The sequence below is a fragment of the Pseudomonas fluorescens genome, assembly GCF_004683905.1.
Taxonomy (GTDB): Bacteria; Pseudomonadota; Gammaproteobacteria; order Pseudomonadales; family Pseudomonadaceae; genus Aquipseudomonas; species Aquipseudomonas putida_A.
Genome location: NZ_CP038438.1, coordinates 4,208,542 through 4,226,589, shown reverse-complemented (window position 1 = coordinate 4,226,589; position 18,048 = coordinate 4,208,542). Strand labels below are relative to the sequence as shown.

The window sequence follows — 18,048 nt, the reverse complement described above, 5'->3', positions numbered from 1 at the left end:
AAAAATCTGACTGATTCAGCGGCGAACCTGTTTCAGGGTTTCAGCAATCAAAAACGCCAGTTCCAGCGACTGATCGGCATTCATCCGCGGGTCACAGTGGGTGTGATAACGATCCGACAACCCGTCTTCAGTGATCGGCCGCGCACCACCGATGCACTCGGTGACATTCTGCCCGGTCATCTCGATATGAATCCCGCCGGCATAAGTGCCCTCGGCTTCGTGCACCTGGAAGAACTGCTTCACCTCACCCAGGATCTGCGCGAAGTCGCGGGTCTTGTAGCCGCTGCTGGCCTTGATGGTGTTGCCATGCATCGGGTCGGAGCTCCACAGCACCTGTTTGCCCTCACGCTGCACCGCACGGATCAGCGCCGGCAGGTGATCACCGACCTTGTTCGCACCCATCCGCGCAATCAGGTTCAGGCGCCCCGGATCGTTGTCCGGGTTGAGCACGTCGATCAGGCGAATCAGATCATCCGGGTTCATGCTCGGGCCGACTTTCACCCCGATCGGGTTGTTCACCCCGCGCAGGAATTCGACGTGAGCACCGTCGAGCTGACGGGTACGGTCACCGATCCACAGCATGTGCGCCGAGCAATCGTAGTAATCGTTGGTCAGGCTGTCGCGACGCACGAAGGCTTCTTCGTAGTTCAGCAGCAGCGCTTCGTGGGCAGTGAAGAAACTGGTTTCGCGCAGTTGCGGCGAGCTGTCCATGCCGCAGGCGCGCATGAACGCCAGGGTTTCATCGATGCGATCGGCGAGGTGGCTGTATTTTTCGGCCAGTGCCGAGTTGGCGATGAAGTCCAGGTTCCACTTGTGCACCTGATGCAGGTCGGCAAAACCGCCCTGGGCGAAGGCGCGCAACAGGTTCAAGGTGGCGGTGGACTGGTGGTACGACTGCAGCAGGCGCTCCGGATCCGGCACGCGGCTTTTTTCGTCGAAGCCGATACCGTTGACGATGTCGCCCCGGTAGGCGGGCAGGGTCACGCCGTCGATGGTTTCATCGTTGGCCGAGCGCGGTTTGGCGAACTGGCCGGCCATGCGCCCGACCTTGACCACCGGGCAACCGGCGGCGAAGGTCATGACGATCGCCATTTGCAGCAGCACTTTAAAAGTGTCGCGAATCTTCGCCGCCGAGAACTCGGCAAAGCTTTCCGCGCAATCGCCGCCCTGCAGCAGGAACGCCCGACCCTGAGTCACTTCGGCAAACTGACGGCGCAGCTCGCGCGCTTCGCCGGCAAACACCAGCGGCGGATAACTGGCCAGGGTCTGCTCGACCTGGCGCAGGTGCGCGGCGTCGGGGTATTGGGGTTGTTGCTGGATCGGCAGGGCGCGCCAGCTGTCAGGGCTCCACGGTTGGCTCATCACGGTCTCTAATTGGTTCTACGCACGGGAAGCCCATGGTAGCAGCAATTAGTGCGTGACCTGCTCCCGCCCCATCACCGACAATCGCCGCTTTGCCACGGCGCCGCAGCGGTGCCATCGCGTCACCGCGCCCGGTGACCATCAGGAGACGAAATGACTGAGGAGCGCGTCGAGCTGTTGCTCGCCGAGGTACAGGATGAGTTCGGCGTGATTCGCGTGCTGGAAGTGGCCGATTACCGCTTTCTGGAATTTGGCGATGCCATCGAACAGAGCTGCGTGTTCACCGCCGATCCGAGCTGGCTCGAATATGACTACACCCGGGCGATGCTGATTGGCGCGTTGTGCCATGAGCAACCGGAGAGCGCGCTGTTTCTCGGCCTCGGTGCCGGCACGCTGACCCAGGCCTGCCTCAAGTTCCTGCCGCTGGAAGACGTCGAAGCCATCGAACTGCGCCCGGACGTGCCGCGTCTGGCGATCGAGTACCTGGGGCTGGATGACGATCCGCGCTTGTACATTCGGGTCGGCGATGCGCTGGAGTTGCTGCCGACGGCCGAGCCTGCGGATCTGATCTTTGTCGATCTGTACACCGATGTCGGCCCGGGTGTCGGGCACCTGGCCTGGAGTTTTCTCGGCGACTGTCAGAAGCGTCTGAACCCGGGCGGCTGGCTGGTGATCAACCAGTGGGCCACCGATGACGGCAAACCGTTGGGCGCGGCGTTGTTGCGCGGGCTCTATCACCGGCATTACTGGGAGCTGCCGGTGAAGGAGGGCAATGTGATTCTGATTGTGCCGGCGGATCTCGATCAGGAGCTGGACATGCAGGCGCTGACCGCCCGCGCCGAAGTGCTGGCGCCACGGCTGGGTTATTCGCTGCAGTCGTTGATCAAGGCGATTCGCCCGGCGACTTGAGTGGTCAGTGATGGCCCCTTCGCGAGCAAGCCCGCTCCCACACTTGAAATGCATTCCAAATGTGGGAGCGAGCTTGCTCGCGAAGAGGGCCTGAAGAACACCCTTTTTCTCAGATCCCTTTGAAGATGCCCGGGCGCCGCTCAACCAGCGACCTCACCCCCTCCTTGGCATCCTCACTCCCCAGCAACTTCTTCACCAGCGCCGGCAATCCCTGCGCCGCCGCCGTCTCGCCTTCATACCGCGCCTGGCGCGCCGACATCAGCGTTGCCTGCACCCCCAACGGTGCCTGCCGGGCAATCCGTTCGGCCAGTTCGATCGCCCGCGGCAACAGATCCTCACTGGCCATCACTTCCTGCACCAAACCCAGACGCAACGCATCGTGGGCATCAAACTCATCGCCGGTCAGCAACCAGCGCATCGCGTTGCCCCAACCGGCCACCTGGTGAAAGCGCAATGTCGCGCCCCCAAACGGAAAAATCCCCCGCTGCACTTCCATTTGCGCGAAGCGGGTATTGCTCGCGCACAGGTTGATATCCGCGGCCAGCATCAACTCGATACCGATGGTCAGGCAGTAGCCCTGCGCGGCGACAATGACCGGTTTGCTGACCCGTGGACCAACGAAAACACCCCATGGGTCGCAACCACCGGTCGGAACCTGCCAGCCTTCGGCGAGGGCGGCGCTGGCGTTGAGCAGATCCAGACCGGCGGTAAAGTGTTCGCCATGCCCGAACACCACCGCCACCCGCGCCTCGCTGTCGGCCTCGAACTCGCCGTAGGCCAGGCTCAAGTCATTGAGCAGATCGAGGTCGAAGGCGTTGCGTTTGGCGGCCCGGTCAAGGCCGATCAGGTGGACATGACCACGGCGTTCACGGCTGACGCGGCCGGGGCAGGGCTGATTCATGGAGAAATCCTCGGGCGGGAAGGGCGGGTGCAGCGACGGTATGCCGCATATCGGTGAATCGTTTAAGCGTCATCACCCGCAGGGCCGGGCCTTTGCAAAATAGACCTTTGCACGATTATCCGCAAAACCCCGTTACACAGCGGTGACACACCGATTCAGGCGATAAAAAAAGCTCCCTTTTTGGGCAAATTCCGGTATAGTGCGCGCCGGCCTTTAACCGGGCCGCGTTTAGGTAGCGCAATTCCCCGAAGTCAGCTTCGGCTGCATGTCCGCACTGCGGGCTCTTCCTTGACGATTCTTTTTCATTCATACGTTTTCGCAAATCCCCGCCGACAAAGCTGCCAGGGCGACTCTTGAGTCTCAACACGGCATGTGCAGCTTTGGAGCATGGGTCTTTGCGGATGCACTTAGAGGCAGACCCATGACCCAGGAAATCGGCGGCTTCGCCGCTCTTGAACTTCATCCCAATATTGTCGCTGCAGTAGTCGCTACCGGCTATGAAGAGCCTTCGGCCATTCAGCAGCAGTCGATCCCGATCATCCTCGCCGGTCACGATATGATTGGTCAGGCGCAAACCGGTACCGGTAAAACCGCTGCCTTTGCCCTGCCTATCCTGCACCGCATTGATCCGTCCAAGCGCGAGCCGCAAGCTCTGATCCTGGCCCCAACTCGTGAGTTGGCGCTACAAGTTGCAACCGCTTTCGAAACTTACGCCAAGCAAATGCCGGGCGTAACTGTTGTGGCTGTCTACGGCGGCGCGCCGATGGGCCCACAATTGAAAGCAATCCGTAATGGCGCACAGATCGTTGTCGCCACTCCGGGCCGTCTGTGCGACCACCTGCGTCGCGACGAAAAAGTCCTCGCTACCGTGAACCACCTGGTTCTGGACGAAGCAGACGAAATGCTCAAACTCGGTTTCATGGACGACCTGGAAGTGATCTTCAAGGCCATGCCGGAAACCCGTCAGACCGTATTGTTCTCGGCAACCCTGCCGCAGTCGATCCGTGCCATCGCCGAGCGCCACCTGCGCGATCCGAAGCACGTGAAGATCCAGAGCAAGACCCAGACCGTTACCGCGATCGAACAGGCTCACCTGTTGGTTCACGCTGACCAGAAGACCTCCGCCGTTCTCAGCTTGCTGGAAGTGGAAGACTTCGACGCGCTGATCATGTTCGTGCGCACCAAGCAAGCGACCCTGGATCTGGCCAGTGCCCTCGACGCCAAAGGCTACAAGGCCGCTGCGCTGAACGGTGACATCGCCCAGAACCAGCGTGAACGCGTCATCGACTCGCTGAAAGATGGCCGCTTGGACATCGTTGTCGCGACCGACGTGGCTGCCCGTGGTCTGGACGTTCCGCGCATCACCCACGTATTCAACGTGGACATGCCGTACGACCCGGAATCCTACGTGCACCGTATCGGCCGTACCGGCCGTGCCGGTCGCGAAGGTCGCGCACTGCTGCTGGTGACTCCACGTGAGCGCCGCATGCTGCAAGTGATCGAGCGTGTCACCGGTCAGAAGGTTGCCGAAGTGCGTCTGCCGGACGCTCAGGCTGTTCTCGATGCACGCATCAAGAAACTGACCAACAGCCTGTCGCCGCTGGTCGCTGATGCTGAGTCGACTCACGGCGAACTGCTGGATCGCCTGACCGCTGACATCGGTTGCACCCCGCGTGCCCTGGCTGCAGCTCTGCTGCGCAAGGCGACCAACGGTCAAGCGCTGAACCTGGCGGCGATCGAGAAGGAACGCCCACTGGTGCCGAACAACGCACCGCGTGGCGACCGTCCTGAGCGTTCCGGTGATCGTCCTGAGCGTGGTGACCGCGAGCGTCGCGCGCCAATGCCTCTGGGCGAAGGTCGTGCCCGTTGCCGTACCGCGCTGGGTGCGCGTGACGGTATCGCCGCCAAGAACCTGCTGGGCGCCATCCTCAACGAAGGTGGTCTAGCCCGCGAAGCGATCGGTCGCATCCAGGTGCGTGACAGCTTCAGCCTCGTCGAGCTGCCGGAAGATGGTCTGGACAAACTCCTCACCAAGCTGAAGGACACTCGCGTCGCTGGCAAGCAGCTGAAACTGCGTCGCTACCGCGAAGATTGATCCGCCCTTGGGCTGATTGATCGAACATGAAAAATCCCCGACTGGTTCGGGGATTTTTTTTGCCTGTCTGAAAGAGCAAAGATCGAAGATCAAAAGATCGCTGCCTGCGACAGCTCCTACACAGGGTGTACTCATTCCCCACTGTAGGAGCTGCCGAAGGCTGCGATCTTTTGATTCTGCGTTTATCCGAAGCGATATATATCCATGCCTAACGCACCCATCGTGAATCCCCTGTGCGCCACGCTGAACTCGCCCCCCGCACCGCGGGCGAAATACAACGGCAGCAAATGCTCATCGCTTGGGTGGCTGCGTACGGCGTTCGGTGCCTGCTGACGGTAATCGTGCAGCGCCGCCTCATCGTTCGCCGCCAGCTTGTCGATCATCCAGTCACGGAAGTCCCGTGCCCATGGCTCGACGCTTTCCGGCCCGGCATGCCAGTCCAGTTCGCGCAGGTTGTGGGTGATGCTGCCGGAACCGATCAGCAAAATGCCCTGATCGCGCAGGCTTGCCAACGCACGTCCGACACGGGTTTGCAGCGCCGGGCCGCTGCGGCTCGGCAGCGACACCTGTACCACCGGGATATCCGCCTGCGGGTACATCAGCGACAGCGGCACCCACACGCCATGATCGAACGGTCGTTGCGGATCAAGGCGTGCCGGCAGATGGGCAGCGTTCAGCAGTTCGGCAATTTCGCCTGCCAGTTGCGGATTGCCCGGTGCCGGATATTGCACTTCAAACAAGGCACGGGGAAAACCGCCGAAGTCATGCCAGGTCTCTGGTTGCGGATTACTGCTGACCAGCAGTTCCTGACTTTCCCAGTGCGCAGAAACGATGACGATGGCTTTGGGGCGGGGCAGTTCGGCCGCCAGACGCGCCAGAGCCGGGCCACTGGCACCGGGTTCCAGGGCCAGCATCGGTGAGCCGTGGGAGATAAACAGGCTGGGAAACATGGAAAGGTTCCTGAGCGGTAAGATGGCCTCATCTTCAGTCAGATCATTGATCTAAATCTAATATAAGTTTTAACGCCTTTTGATCGAATTTTTTGGGGTGATGCATGCAGCCTGAGTTTTGGCACAAGAAGTGGGAATCCAATCAGATCGGCTTTCATTTGCCTGAGGTGAACCCGTATCTGCAGCGGCACTGGCCGCAACTGGCGATCCCGGCCCAGACCCGGGTGCTGGTGCCGCTGTGCGGGAAAAGCCTGGATCTGCTGTGGCTGGCCGGGCGCGGGCATCTGGTGCTCGGAGTCGAGCTGTCGCTGAAGGCCGTCGAGGATTTTTTCAGTGAGCATCAGGTAAAGCCGCAGGTCAGTGCCAAGGGGCCGTTCAAGGTCTATAGCGCCGATTCCATCGAGTTGTGGTGCGGTGATTTCTTTGCGCTGACAGCCGACGATGTAGCGGATTGCGCGGCGTTGTACGACCGGGCAGCGCTGATTGCCTTGCCGGCTCCGATGCGTGAGCGCTATGCGGCGCATTTGCAGCAGATCCTGCCGCAAAGTGTGCAAGGGTTGTTGATCACCCTGGATTACGATCAAGCGCAGATGTCCGGGCCACCGTTTGCGGTGAGCGATGATGAGGTGCAGCGCTTGCTGGGCGAAGTCTGGCAGGTGCAGGTGCTTGAGGAGCAGGATGTGCTGGCGGAGAGTGTCAGGTTCCTGCAGGCGGGGGTAACGCGGCTGGAGGAGCGGGTGTATCGGGTTTCTGGCCGATAGTTTTGTATCGGCATTAACGGCCTCTTCGCGAGCAAGCCCGCTCCCACAGGGAGCGTCGGTGTTATAGCAATCTCGAATACACCAGAAAACACTGTGGGAGGGGGCTTGCTCCCGAAGAGGCCAGAACAGGCAACCCATAATCCCGCGCACAAAAAAAGGCCCGCATCGCTGCGGGCCTTTTCGTTACTGCGCCAAACCGATCAACCGCGACGACGCAACGCGTCGATACGCTCTTCCAGCGGCGGGTGGCTCATGAACATGCGGGCAAAGCCTTGTTTGATGCCACCGTTGATGCCGAATGCGTTCAGGGTGTCCGGCATGTGCACCGGCAGGCCCTGTTCGGCGCGCAGGCGTTGCAATGCACCGATCATCGCATTGGTACCGGCCAGACGTGCGCCGGCTTCATCGGCACGGAATTCGCGTTTGCGCGAGAACCACATGACGATGGCGCTGGCGAGAATGCCCAGTACCAGTTCGGCGAAGATCGTTGCCACGTAATAGGCGATGCCCTGGCCTTCTTCGTTCTTGAAGATCACCTTGTCGACGAAGTTGCCGATGATCCGCGCGAAAAACATCACGAAGGTGTTCACCACGCCCTGGATCAGTGCCAGGGTGACCATGTCACCGTTGGCCACGTGACCGATTTCGTGGGCCAGAACGGCTTTCACTTCATCTGGCGAAAAACGTTCGAGCAGGCCCTGACTGACCGCGACCAGCGCGTCGTTCTTGTTCCAGCCGGTGGCGAAGGCGTTTGCTTCGTAGGCCGGGAAAATACCGACTTCGGGCATCTTGATCCCGGCTTCGCGGGACAGTTGCTCGACGGTTTGCAGCAGCCATTGCTCATGCCGGGTACGTGGCTGGCTGATGATCTGGGTGCTGGTGCTCATCTTCGCCATCCACTTGGAGATGAACAGCGAGAACAGTGAACCGGCGAAACCAAAGACCGCACAGAAAACCAGCAGCTGACTGAGGTTGAGATCAACCCCGTTGGCCGCCATGAACCCGTTGAAGCCGAACAGGCTCAGGGTGATGCTGGCTATCAGCACGACCGCCAGGTTAGTGGCCAAAAACAGCAGGATGCGCATCATGGTTGTAGAAATCTCCTCAAGCTAAAGATGTAGCGTACTGCGGGGTATATAAGGTGCGGCACCGGGTGATTCAACCGAGTGACTATTTCAAACTGTGTCCTACAGCGGATTCCCGAGTCTGCAGGTCATTGCCCACGGCCAAAACCGAAAGGGATGACAGCCAGCCGCTACCCGCCGCCACTGCGCCAGAGGCGGGTGGCCCGTATGAATCGCAAGTGTAGAAGGCGCAGCGAGGCGGGGAGAGCAGAAGTGTTGCTGAATCAGACAGTGCGCAACGTTCGGGCCGTTGCACACTGTAGACCGGTTACTGGCGGTAGGACTTGAGGAAGTTGCCGATGCGGCCGATGGCCATTTCCAGATCGTCGACGCGGGGCAGGGTCACCACGCGGAAGTGATCCGGCCACGGCCAGTTGAAGGCCGTGCCTTGCACCACCAGCAGCTTCTCGGAGAGCAGCAGGTCGAGGACGAATTTTTCGTCGTTGTGGATCGGGCAGACTTTCGGGTCGATCCGCGGGAACGCATACAGCGCGCCCATCGGCTTGACGCAGCTGACGCCCGGAATGTCGTTGAGCAGCTCCCAGGTACGGTTGCGCTGCTCCAGCAGGCGGCCCTGCGGCAGTACCAGGTCATTGATGCTCTGATAGCCGCCGAGGGCGGTCTGAATCGCATGCTGACTCGGGACGTTGGCACACAGGCGCATGTTAGCCAGCATGTCGATGCCTTCGATGTAGCTCTGGGCATTGTGTTTCGGCCCGGAGATGGCGATCCAGCCGGAGCGGAAACCCGCCACGCGATAGGACTTCGACAGACCGTTGAAGGTCAGGCACAGCAGGTCCGGCGCCAGCGAAGCGGTGCAGATATGCACGGCGTCGTCGTAAAGGATCTTGTCGTAAATTTCGTCGGAGAACACCACCAGATTGTGCGCACGGGCGATTTCCAGCATGCCCAGCAGCACTTCCTTCGAATACACCGCGCCAGTCGGGTTGTTCGGGTTGATGATCACCATGGCTTTGGTGTTCGGGGTGATTTTGGCCTTGATGTCGGCCAGATCAGGGAACCAGTCGGCGCCCTCGTCGCACAGGTAGTGCACGGCGTTACCGCCGGCCAGGCTCACGGCGGCGGTCCACAGCGGGTAGTCCGGTGCCGGCACCAGGACTTCATCACCGTTGTTGAGCAGCGCCTGCAACGACATCACGATCAGCTCGGACACCCCATTGCCCAGATAGATGTCTTCGATGCCGACGCCTTCGACATTTTTTTGCTGGTAGTACTGCATCACCGCCTTACGGGCGCTGAACAGGCCTTTTGAGTCGCTGTAGCCTTGGGCGGTCGGCAGGTTGCGGATCACATCCTGAAGAATTTCGTCCGGCGCTTCGAAACCAAACGGCGCCGGGTTGCCGATGTTCAGCTTGAGGATGCGCTGGCCTTCCTCCTCCAGACGTTTGGCGTGCTTGAGCACCGGGCCGCGAATGTCGTAGCAGACGTTGGCGAGCTTGTTCGATTTGCTGAACTGCATGGCGATGTGATCCCGAAAATGAACGATCCAGACGGCGGATGGCCAACCGTACTGGGATTCCTGCGTCTTCGCACAGGCGGAGTCTTGCGCCATGGCGCCGAGAATCCGTTTGAATGCGCCCGGTCTGGCTGCCAGACTGGCGTGTGACGAGGCGCAATCATACGTGCCACCCGATCCGTGGAAAAGGTACAGATCGGGCTTTTTCAGCCGCTGAGGTGTGATGATGGAAAAGTTGGAAAAAACCCTGGAAGAATGGCGGGCGATGCTCGACCCCGAGCAGTACAACGTGTGCCGTCTCAGTGCGACCGAACGGCCGTTTTCCGGCAAATACAACGACACCAAAACCGACGGTGTCTATCACTGCGTCTGCTGCAATGAGCCGCTGTTCGACTCCACGACCAAATTCGATTCCGGCTGCGGCTGGCCAAGCTTTTACGCGCCGATCGGCGAAAGCGCCATGACCGAGATTCGCGATACCAGCCACGGCATGATCCGCACCGAGGTCAAATGCGCCCGCTGCGACGCGCATCTGGGTCACGTGTTCCCCGATGGCCCGCCACCGACCGGCCTGCGTTATTGCATCAACTCGGTGTGCCTGAATCTCGAGCCGCGCGAGTAAGCGGACCGGCGACCTGCGGGTCGCCTTTCGGATAATTAAATTGCACACAATTTAATTGCTCGCTATGTTTGGCCTTTCCCGATAACCCGTGGAGCCGTCTCATGAGCGACAACCTGCTGAATATCCCTGTCACCACCATCAAGGGTGAGCAAAAGACCCTGGCCGATTTTGCCGGCAAAGCGGTGTTGGTGGTCAACACCGCCAGCAAATGCGGCTTCACCCCGCAATACAAAGGCCTGGAAGAGCTGTGGCAGACCTACAAGGATCAGGGCCTGGTGGTATTGGGATTCCCGTGCAATCAGTTCGGCAAGCAGGAGCCGGGTAACGAGGGGGCGATCAGCGAGTTCTGTGAGCTGAATTACGGCGTGAGCTTCCCGCTGTTCAAGAAGATCGACGTCAACGGTTCTGACGCGCATCCGCTGTTCGTGCAGTTGAAAAAGCGCGCTCCGGGTTTGCTCGGCTCCGAGGGCATCAAGTGGAACTTCACCAAGTTCCTGATCGGCAAGGATGGGCAACTGGTCAAGCGTTTCGCCCCGACCACCAAGCCGCAGGACATCAGCGGCGAGATCGAAGCCCTGCTCAAATGAACAGCCTGCCCGACGATTCGCTGAAGCTCGACAGTCAGTTGTGCTTCAAGTTGTACGCCGCGTCCCGGGCGGTGATTCGCGCTTACAAGCCGATGCTCGATCAACTCGGCCTGACCTACCCGCAGTACCTGGCGATGCTGGTGCTGTGGGAGTGGCAGGACAGTGCACCGGAGCAACCGACGGTCAAGGCGTTGGGCGAGCGCCTGGCGCTGGACTCCGGCACCCTGACGCCGTTGCTCAAGCGTCTTGAACAATTGCAGTGGGTGCAGCGCCAGCGTTCGGCGCGCGACGAGCGTGAAGTGCATCTGAGCCTGACCGCGCAAGGCCAAGCGCTGCGCGAGCAGGTCGGGCCGCTCAAGGCGCGGTTGTTGTGCGACAGCGGAGTGGACCTTGATCGGCTCAACGATTTGCGTAACGGTCTCGATCACCTGCTGGGGCAGATCAAAGCGCTGACGTAGCCGGCATCCACTGGTCGAGCAGGGCCGCCAGCTCTTCGCGGCGGAACGGCTTGGCCAGGTAATCGCTCATGCCGGCCGCACGGCAGCGCTCGCGTTCCTCGGACATGGCGTTGGCGGTCAGCGCGACGATCGGCAAATGCGGCCAGCGCCCGCTCTGGCGGATCTGCCGGCTCGCTTCGTAGCCGTCCATCACTGGCATGTTGCAGTCCATCAGCACCAGATCGAACTCATCGTGCTCCAGTTGATCCAGTGCCTCGGCACCGTGGGCGGCGACCACCACGTCGCAACCGAGCTTGCCGAGCATGCCTTTGGCCACCAGTTGATTGACCGGATTGTCCTCCACCAGCAGCACCTTTCCGCGCCGCCGGACCGGCTGGCTCTCGAGGCGCGCATCGTTGCTCGTGGTGACATCGGCCAGCAGAATGCGCCGCAGGATCTGGTACAGCGCGTTGCGTGCCAGCGGTCGGGCTTGTTGCTGCAATGGCGCCAGCGCGGCGGCTTCTTCGCCGGGCATGAAACTGCCATAAGCGGTTACGACGAGGATCGGTGCGCTGATGGTCGGGCGCAGACTGAACAGGCATTCCGGGCAATCGGTGATCAGCAGATCGGGTGACAGGCCCAGCAACGGGTCATCCATGGTGCGCTGTTCATAGCTCACGCCCCACACTGGCAACAATGTCTTGAGCAGTTCTGCCAAGCCGCTGCTGGCCGCGGTGATCGCCAGCACCTTGCCGTGCAGTGGCGGCGGCATGACCGCCCGGGTGTGACACGGCAGTGGCAGGTCGGCACAGAACTGACTGCCGAAACCGGCCTCGGAACTGATGGTCAATCGGCCTTGCATGGCCTCGCACAGGTTGTAGGTCAACGCCAGACCGAGACCGGTGCCGCCGTACTGCCGGGTGATGCCGGCACCGGCCTGGGTGAACGGCTGGAAGATTTTCACCTGGGCATCCTGAGCGATGCCAATGCCGGTGTCGCAGACTTCGATGCGCACCCCGTCCTTGTGGGCGGACAGGCGCACATCGACCCGGCCGAAGCGGGTGAACTTCAGGGCATTGGACAGCAGGTTGCTGACGATCTGCCGTACCCGGGTCGGATCCCCCAGCACCAGCGCGGGGAAGTGCGGGTCGATCAGGCAGGTCAGCTCGACGCTCGGCGCAGCGTTCTGCGACAGCAGGTTGGCGGTGTCCTCGATCAGCGAGCCGAGGTCGAACGGGATGTGTTCGAGCTCCAGTTGCCCCGCATCGAACTTGGACAGGTCGAGAATATCGTTAAGCAGCTCGACCAGCACCTTGCCCGAGTCATGGGCAATCGACAGTTGCTGTTGCTGCTCGGCATTCAGCGGCCCATCGAGGGACAAGGCGATCATTCCCAGCAGGCCGTTGAGCGGGGTGCGGATCTCGTGGCTCATGTTGGCGAGGAATGCCGAGCGCGCTTCGGCCATGTCCAGTGCGGTGCTGCGAGCGACTTCCAGTTCTTCGTTGGACTGGCTGAGCCGGGTGTTGATGGCCTTGAGCTCGGCAGTGCGGGCCGAGACGATGTGCTCCAGTTGCCCGAGGTAATCGGTGAGGCGGTTTTCCGCGTTGCGCCGTTGCTGGATCTCCGTGGCGATATTGTCGAACTGCTGGTTGGCGACTTTGACCAGTACGCCGATCTCGTCATTGGCGTGGCCGGCCGGACATTCCAGGGTCGTCGGTTCTGCACTGCGTGCGTCACGCGCGCTGAGTTCCCGGATCAGGCGCACCAGTGGCTTGGTCAGCATCACGTAGAACAGCGCCAACAGGATGCCAGTGAGAATCAGGCTGCGGGCAAAGCCGTTGAGCAGGGTGACTTCGGCGCGGCGCAGAAACCGGCTGCCGAACGCGTAGGTATCGACCTCCAGACTCAGCGTGCCCAGTGATTCCTCGGGCAGGTGATCGAGGTACAGGCGGTCTTCGAACTGGCGCTTGGCACCGAACAGGAAGTCGCTGATCACCCGGTAACCGCTTTGCAGCTCCGGGCGCTTGACGTTGGCCAGGACGTTGCCGTTGTTGTCGGTCAGTTGCGCCGAGATGATCGCCGGCGAACGCAACAGGCCCAGGGTCAGTTCCTGCGCCAGTTCCGCATCGATGTTGTAGGCGATTCGCGACGCCGGATTGTGGCTGATTTCCAGCAAAGACAGGATTTCACGGTTGATGGAGGCGTCTTCACTGGCATAATCGATGCCGATTTGCAGCAGGCTGAGCAGCGTGCCCAGAACGAACCCGACCAGCACCGTGAATCTGGCTTGCTTGTATGACAGCCGGTGGGTGAATTTGATATCCATGGGGTGTTGAACCACTTCCGTTTCCCTTCGCTGCTCAAGCATAGTCGATCATGTATGGATACCGAGGTTCCCGAAGCGCCTTGTAACAAGGCTTGAACGGGGATTGAGATCTGTCTGTCGTCGCTGGATCGACATCATCACTGTGAACGTGCCCGAGGAGAAGACGTGGATTCCCGATTGAATGCTTTTCTTGAACGCGCCGAGTCGGTTCTGGCGCGGATCGAACCCTTGCTGCCGGCGCCGCGTCCGCTGATCGACTGGGAAACCTGCCTGGCCGCGCGCTGGCAGCGTGACGGGCGCAGCGGCTATTTGCTGCCACTGGAAGTCAGCCTCGACATGCGCCTGTCCGACTTGATTGGTGTCGACCGTCAGTTAGAACAACTGGGCCGCAACACTCAGCAGTTTCTCGACGGCATGCCGGCGAACCATGCGCTGCTCTGGGGCTCGCGCGGCACCGGTAAATCGTCGCTGGTGCGCGCGTTGCTGGCCGAACACGCCAAGGCCGGCCTGCGTTTGATCGAAATCGAGCGCGACCATCTGGCCGACCTGCCGCGCGTGGTCGAGCAGATCGGCAAACTGCCGCAACGCTTCGTGCTGTTCTGCGATGACCTGTCGTTCGAGTCCGGCGAAGGCGATTACCGCGTGCTGAAAAGCGTGCTCGACGGCTCGCTCGAACAGGCCCCGGACAACGTTCTGCTGTACGCCACTTCCAACCGCCGCCATCTGGTGCCGGAAAAGGAAAGCGACAACGAAAACTGGAAACGCGTCGACGGCGAGCTGCATCCGAGTGAGGCGGTGGAAGACAAGATCGCCTTGTCCGACCGTTTCGGCCTGTGGTTGTCGTTTTATCCGTTTACCCAGGAACACTTCCTCAACGTCGTCGAGCACTGGATCGGCCAGTTGGCCGCCAAGGCCGGCTTGAGCTGGCAGCGCGACGAAGAGCTCGACATCCTCGCCGTGCGCTGGGCAACCGGGCGCGGCAATCGCAACGGACGTTGCGCGTACCAATTCGCCCGTTACTGGGTGGGACTGAAATTGCTGGAGCACAAGGCATGATTGATTTGCAACAAAGCGGCCAGGGCCTCGAAGGCTATGGCATGTTGGCCGCACAACTGGAATCGCTGCTGGCGGACGAGCGCGATTTCATCGCCAATGCCGCGCAGTTTTCGGCGTTCCTGTTCAACCAGCTCGACGATTTGAACTGGGCCGGTTTCTACCTCAATCGCAACGAAGAACTGGTGCTTGGCCCGTTTCAGGGGCAGATCGCCTGCGTGCGCATTCCGTTCGGTCGCGGTGTGTGTGGCGCGGCAGCGGCCAGTCGACAGACCCAGCGCGTTGAAGACGTGCATGCGTTCCCCGGTCATATCGCTTGCGACAGCGCCTCCAACAGCGAGCTGGTAGTGCCGCTGGTCAAGGACGGTCGGTTGATCGGCGTACTTGATCTCGACAGCCCGAAACTTGCACGTTTCGGCACCGCCGATCAGTCCGGAATCGAGCAACTGGCGGCGATTTTCCTGCGTCTGACCGACTGCTGATCAGGCACTCAGGCCAGCCTTGCGCAGCAGGCTGGCCGGATCCACCACATCGATCTGGCGCGGATCGAGAAACCGTGCGGCGTACTGCATGTACACCCCATCGTTGATGAACAGCGCAAACAGCTCGGGGTCGATGTGCGCCTCGCGGGACATGGTGGCCATGATCCCCAGCGCCTCGTTCAAGGATTTGGCCTTCTTGTACGGTCGATCCGCCGCTGTCAGTGCCTCGAAAATATCGGCAATCGCCATCATCCGTGCCGGCAGGCTCATGTCCTCGCGCTTCAGGCGTTTGGGATAACCGCTGCCGTCCATCTTTTCGTGATGCCCACCGGCGATTTCCGCAACGCTGTCCAGGTGCCCGGGGAAGGGCAGGTGGCTGAGCATCAGGATCGTCTGCACCATGTGGTGATTGATGATGTAGCGCTCTTCGCGGGTCAGCGTGCCCCGGGCAATGCTCAGGTTGTACAGTTCGCCGCGATTGTATTTGTAACGCGGCACATCCAGTTTGAACCCCCACGGATTGTCTTCCGGAATCAGTTCGCTGTCGGCGCGTTCGATCAGGTGTTCGGGCTTGTCCGCCAGCAGTGGCTCGCTGACTGGCAGATTCGCCGCCGGCGTTTGCGCCTGGCGGCGGTTTTCCTCCCATGACACCCCCAGGCGATCATCGAGGGTGCGCATCCAGCGCCGCTCGGCAATGCGTTCAAGACGTTGCAGATCGGCGGGCGCCATGGCCTCACCGCCCAGATTGCAACGGGCAACGAAGGCAAAGTCATCGTCCAGTTGCGTCAACGTGGCGTCACGCAGTTCGCTCAGTTGTGCCGCGTCGCCGCCCAGCGCCAGTGCCTGCCAGTAGCCGATCCAGGCATCGCGCTTGAGCACTTCGAAACGGGTGCGGATTTCGTGGATGCGATCGTTGAGGGTTTCCAGTTTGGTCGCCTTGTCGACGACATACTCCGGCGTCGTGACTTTGCCGCAATCGTGCAGCCAGGCCGCAATGTGCAGGGCTTCCCATTCGTCTTCGCTCGGTTGGTAGCTCTGGAACGCCGGCGCCTGGCTGGCGGCCGCGGCCTGCGCGAGCATCAGGGTCAGTTCCGGCACGCGCTGGCAGTGGCCACCGGTGTACGGGCTCTTGGCGTCGATGGCGCCGGCCAGTAACTGGATGAACGCATCGAGCAACTGTTTCTGCTTCGCTTGCAGGCGCTGACTTTCGATACTCACCGCCGCCGCACCAGACACGGCTTGCAGGAAGCCGATGCGGTCCGGGCGCAGTTTTTCCAGGTCCTGAGCGCTGCCGCTGTCGTTGATCAGCAGAAGCAACAGGCCGATGGTTTCGTTGTGCCGATTACGCAGGCGGATGCCGATCAGGTGGATGCGCGGCGACTGCATGGCCAACAGGACTTTCTGCAAGTCCCCGGCCTGCTCGAAGCCAAGGCTGCTGACCACGTTGTCAGCGTTGATCAGTTGCTGGAACCACGCCGGCCCTTGATCGGCCAGGAGATCCCGGCCCAGCACAGCGAACTCGCCCGGCTCGTGCGAGGCGCCATCAATAACCAGTCCGTAAGGCTCCATCCGGTTGCCATCGCTTTCGCGCAGATAGATCAAGCCTGCCTGGGCCTGGGCGATCTGCGCCGTTTCGAACAGCACCCTTTGCAGCAGCGGGGCGAAGCGGGTTTCGGCGCAGAGGCTGTCGGTGATGCGGAAGAAACTGGCGAGCGTGTCCTTCATGCGCGCCATCGACAGGCTCAACTGGTCAACCTCCAGCACCGGCGAGCGGCGGGTGACCGGAAAGTTGAAATCGAAACTGCGGATCGCGTCGGCTTCCTTGACCAACGCGTGCAACGGTTTGACCAGAATCCGCGAGATCAGCCAGCCCAGCGGCAGGCACAGCAGCAAGATCGCCAAGGTGATCAGCGCGCCTTGCCAGCGCATGCGGTAGGCATCGGCAAGCAGTTCGTCCTCGGGCACCAGCAGGGCCATCTGCAAACCTTTCGGCCCGCCTTCCTGCAGGGTGCTGCGGGCGACGATCCAGTGGCGGCCATTGACGTCGAGCCGTTTGCCCGGATGGGCGGTGGACAGCAACGCGTGCAGATTCGGACTGAGGTCGGCCGCTTTGGCCAGGCGTGCGCTGCTGCCGTCGACGATCAGCCGGCTGCTGTCCGGATAGGCCACGGCATTGCCATCGGCATCGAACAACACGATTTCGGTCGAGGGGGTGACCACATGCTTGGTCAAGGTGGCCGAGAGTGCCTCCAAAGTCAGATCGGCACCGATCACACTGGTTGCGCTGCTGCGCCGGGCCAGGGTGGTGCCCACGTTGTGCGTGGAGAAAAATACATAGGGTTCGGTGGTGATCTGATCGCCCTGTTGCAGGGCGTTGCTGTACCAGTTGCGGGTACGCGGGTCGTAGCGGTCGTCGGGATTGGTGTCGCGTCCGACAGGCGTCAGCGTCTGGTCGAAGAACAGTGACTGCGACAATACGGTGCCGCTGGCGTCGTGCTCGATGCTCCAGACCTGATAGACCGCTGTTGGTGGTGCCTTGAGCAGGGTTTTCAGCGCGCTGGTGCGCAAGGGCCGGACCATGAAGAAATCGCCGTTGCCGTACCCCAGATACAGCGAGGCGAGGTCGGTGTTGTCCTTGAGCGACTGACTGAACGGCTTGAGCAGCGCCAGACGCTGTTGCAGGTTCGGCGCCTCGGCCGCCTGATTGTCGGCCAGCAGGCTCAGCAGGTGCCGGATCGGTTCGTAGGTTGAATGCAGGTCCAGGCGCACATCCTGTTCGATGCGATTGAACAGGTTTTCACTGCTCGACAGGATGATCCGGGTGGTCTGGCGATAATTGAACAGCCCCAGCACCACGCCTGTGAGCAACAGCAGAAAGGTGAACATGACGCTGATGTGCACGTGCAACGGGAACCGGCGTTGATCCGGGCGCAGTGGGCTGGGCATTGCTGACTCTCCATTG

General features: G+C 61.1%; 15 protein-coding genes. 8 read left to right on the top strand and 7 right to left on the bottom strand.

From position 1 onward, the window contains the following. Positions 1-15 precede the first annotated feature (15 nt). Entirely contained in the window at positions 16-1,362 is a 1,347-nt protein-coding gene (locus E4T63_RS19380) for a class II 3-deoxy-7-phosphoheptulonate synthase (protein WP_007964815.1), read from the bottom strand. 153 nt (positions 1,363-1,515) lie between these two features. Between E4T63_RS19380 and E4T63_RS19375 the strand changes: the two genes are divergently transcribed. Next, positions 1,516-2,271 carry a spermidine synthase gene (locus E4T63_RS19375; protein ID WP_027613441.1) on the top strand — a complete coding sequence of 252 codons (756 nt, stop codon included), beginning with the start codon at positions 1,516-1,518 and terminating at the stop codon, positions 2,269-2,271. 109 nt (positions 2,272-2,380) lie between these two features. Here the strand turns inward: E4T63_RS19375 and E4T63_RS19370 are convergent, their stop codons facing one another. Continuing rightward, the gene (locus tag E4T63_RS19370) at positions 2,381-3,172 is read right to left on the bottom strand and encodes a crotonase/enoyl-CoA hydratase family protein (protein ID WP_134787011.1); all 792 of its coding nucleotides are present in this window, start codon (positions 3,170-3,172) and stop codon (positions 2,381-2,383) included. Positions 3,173-3,593: 421 nt separating this feature from the next. Between E4T63_RS19370 and E4T63_RS19360 the strand changes: the two genes are divergently transcribed. Beyond that, positions 3,594-5,267: a DEAD/DEAH box helicase gene (locus E4T63_RS19360; protein WP_027613439.1), complete on the top strand. Its 1,674-nt coding sequence runs from the start codon at positions 3,594-3,596 to the stop codon at positions 5,265-5,267. A 182-nt stretch (positions 5,268-5,449) separates the two neighbouring features. Here E4T63_RS19360 and E4T63_RS19355 read toward each other — a convergent pair whose 3' ends face one another. Then, positions 5,450-6,217 (bottom strand): DODA-type extradiol aromatic ring-opening family dioxygenase, encoded by a 768-nt coding sequence (locus E4T63_RS19355; RefSeq protein ID WP_103483826.1) that lies wholly within the window; start codon positions 6,215-6,217, stop codon positions 5,450-5,452. Positions 6,218-6,321: 104 nt separating this feature from the next. On the opposite strand from E4T63_RS19355, the gene E4T63_RS19350 reads away from it, so the two are divergent. Beyond that, positions 6,322-6,978, top strand: coding sequence for a thiopurine S-methyltransferase (locus tag E4T63_RS19350; RefSeq protein WP_135296286.1), 657 nt, complete (start codon positions 6,322-6,324; stop codon positions 6,976-6,978). Positions 6,979-7,178: 200 nt separating this feature from the next. On the opposite strand, the gene htpX is transcribed toward E4T63_RS19350, so the two are convergent. Then, a complete protein-coding gene (htpX, locus tag E4T63_RS19345) occupies positions 7,179-8,066 on the bottom strand; it encodes a protease HtpX (RefSeq protein ID WP_007964827.1) in 888 nt (295 codons plus the stop codon). 304 nt (positions 8,067-8,370) lie between these two features. Further along, complete coding sequence (locus tag E4T63_RS19340; protein WP_003226761.1) at positions 8,371-9,582, bottom strand: pyridoxal phosphate-dependent aminotransferase; 1,212 nt, start codon at positions 9,580-9,582, stop codon at positions 8,371-8,373. Positions 9,583-9,805: 223 nt separating this feature from the next. Between E4T63_RS19340 and msrB the strand changes: the two genes are divergently transcribed. The 3 genes from msrB to E4T63_RS19325 all read left to right on the top strand — a co-directional run bounded on the left by msrB (position 9,806) and on the right by E4T63_RS19325 (position 11,246). Continuing rightward, on the top strand, positions 9,806-10,201 hold the full coding sequence (gene msrB / locus E4T63_RS19335; protein ID WP_027613436.1) for a peptide-methionine (R)-S-oxide reductase MsrB: 396 nt from the start codon (positions 9,806-9,808) through the stop codon (positions 10,199-10,201). Positions 10,202-10,302: 101 nt separating this feature from the next. After that, a complete protein-coding gene (locus E4T63_RS19330; RefSeq protein WP_027613435.1) occupies positions 10,303-10,788 on the top strand; it encodes a glutathione peroxidase in 486 nt (161 codons plus the stop codon). Further along, a complete protein-coding gene (locus E4T63_RS19325; protein WP_027613434.1) occupies positions 10,785-11,246 on the top strand; it encodes a MarR family winged helix-turn-helix transcriptional regulator in 462 nt (153 codons plus the stop codon). The genes E4T63_RS19330 and E4T63_RS19325 overlap by 4 nt, the downstream gene beginning before the upstream one ends. Here the strand turns inward: E4T63_RS19325 and E4T63_RS19320 are convergent. Next, a complete protein-coding gene (locus E4T63_RS19320; protein WP_135296285.1) occupies positions 11,230-13,551 on the bottom strand; it encodes a hybrid sensor histidine kinase/response regulator in 2,322 nt (773 codons plus the stop codon). The two genes, E4T63_RS19325 and E4T63_RS19320, sit on opposite strands and share 17 nt — an antisense overlap. Positions 13,552-13,716: 165 nt before the next feature. On the opposite strand from E4T63_RS19320, the gene E4T63_RS19315 reads away from it, so the two are divergent. Both E4T63_RS19315 and E4T63_RS19310 read left to right on the top strand, forming a co-directional pair. Continuing rightward, positions 13,717-14,607 (top strand): ATP-binding protein, encoded by an 891-nt coding sequence (locus tag E4T63_RS19315; RefSeq protein WP_027613432.1) that lies wholly within the window; start codon positions 13,717-13,719, stop codon positions 14,605-14,607. After that, entirely contained in the window at positions 14,604-15,086 is a 483-nt protein-coding gene (locus E4T63_RS19310) for a GAF domain-containing protein (RefSeq protein WP_027613431.1), read from the top strand. Before E4T63_RS19315 ends, E4T63_RS19310 begins: the two co-directional genes overlap by 4 nt. Here E4T63_RS19310 and E4T63_RS19305 read toward each other — a convergent pair whose 3' ends face one another. After that, positions 15,087-18,032 carry an HD domain-containing phosphohydrolase gene (locus E4T63_RS19305; RefSeq protein ID WP_135296284.1) on the bottom strand — a complete coding sequence of 982 codons (2,946 nt, stop codon included), beginning with the start codon at positions 18,030-18,032 and terminating at the stop codon, positions 15,087-15,089. Positions 18,033-18,048 lie beyond the last annotated feature (16 nt).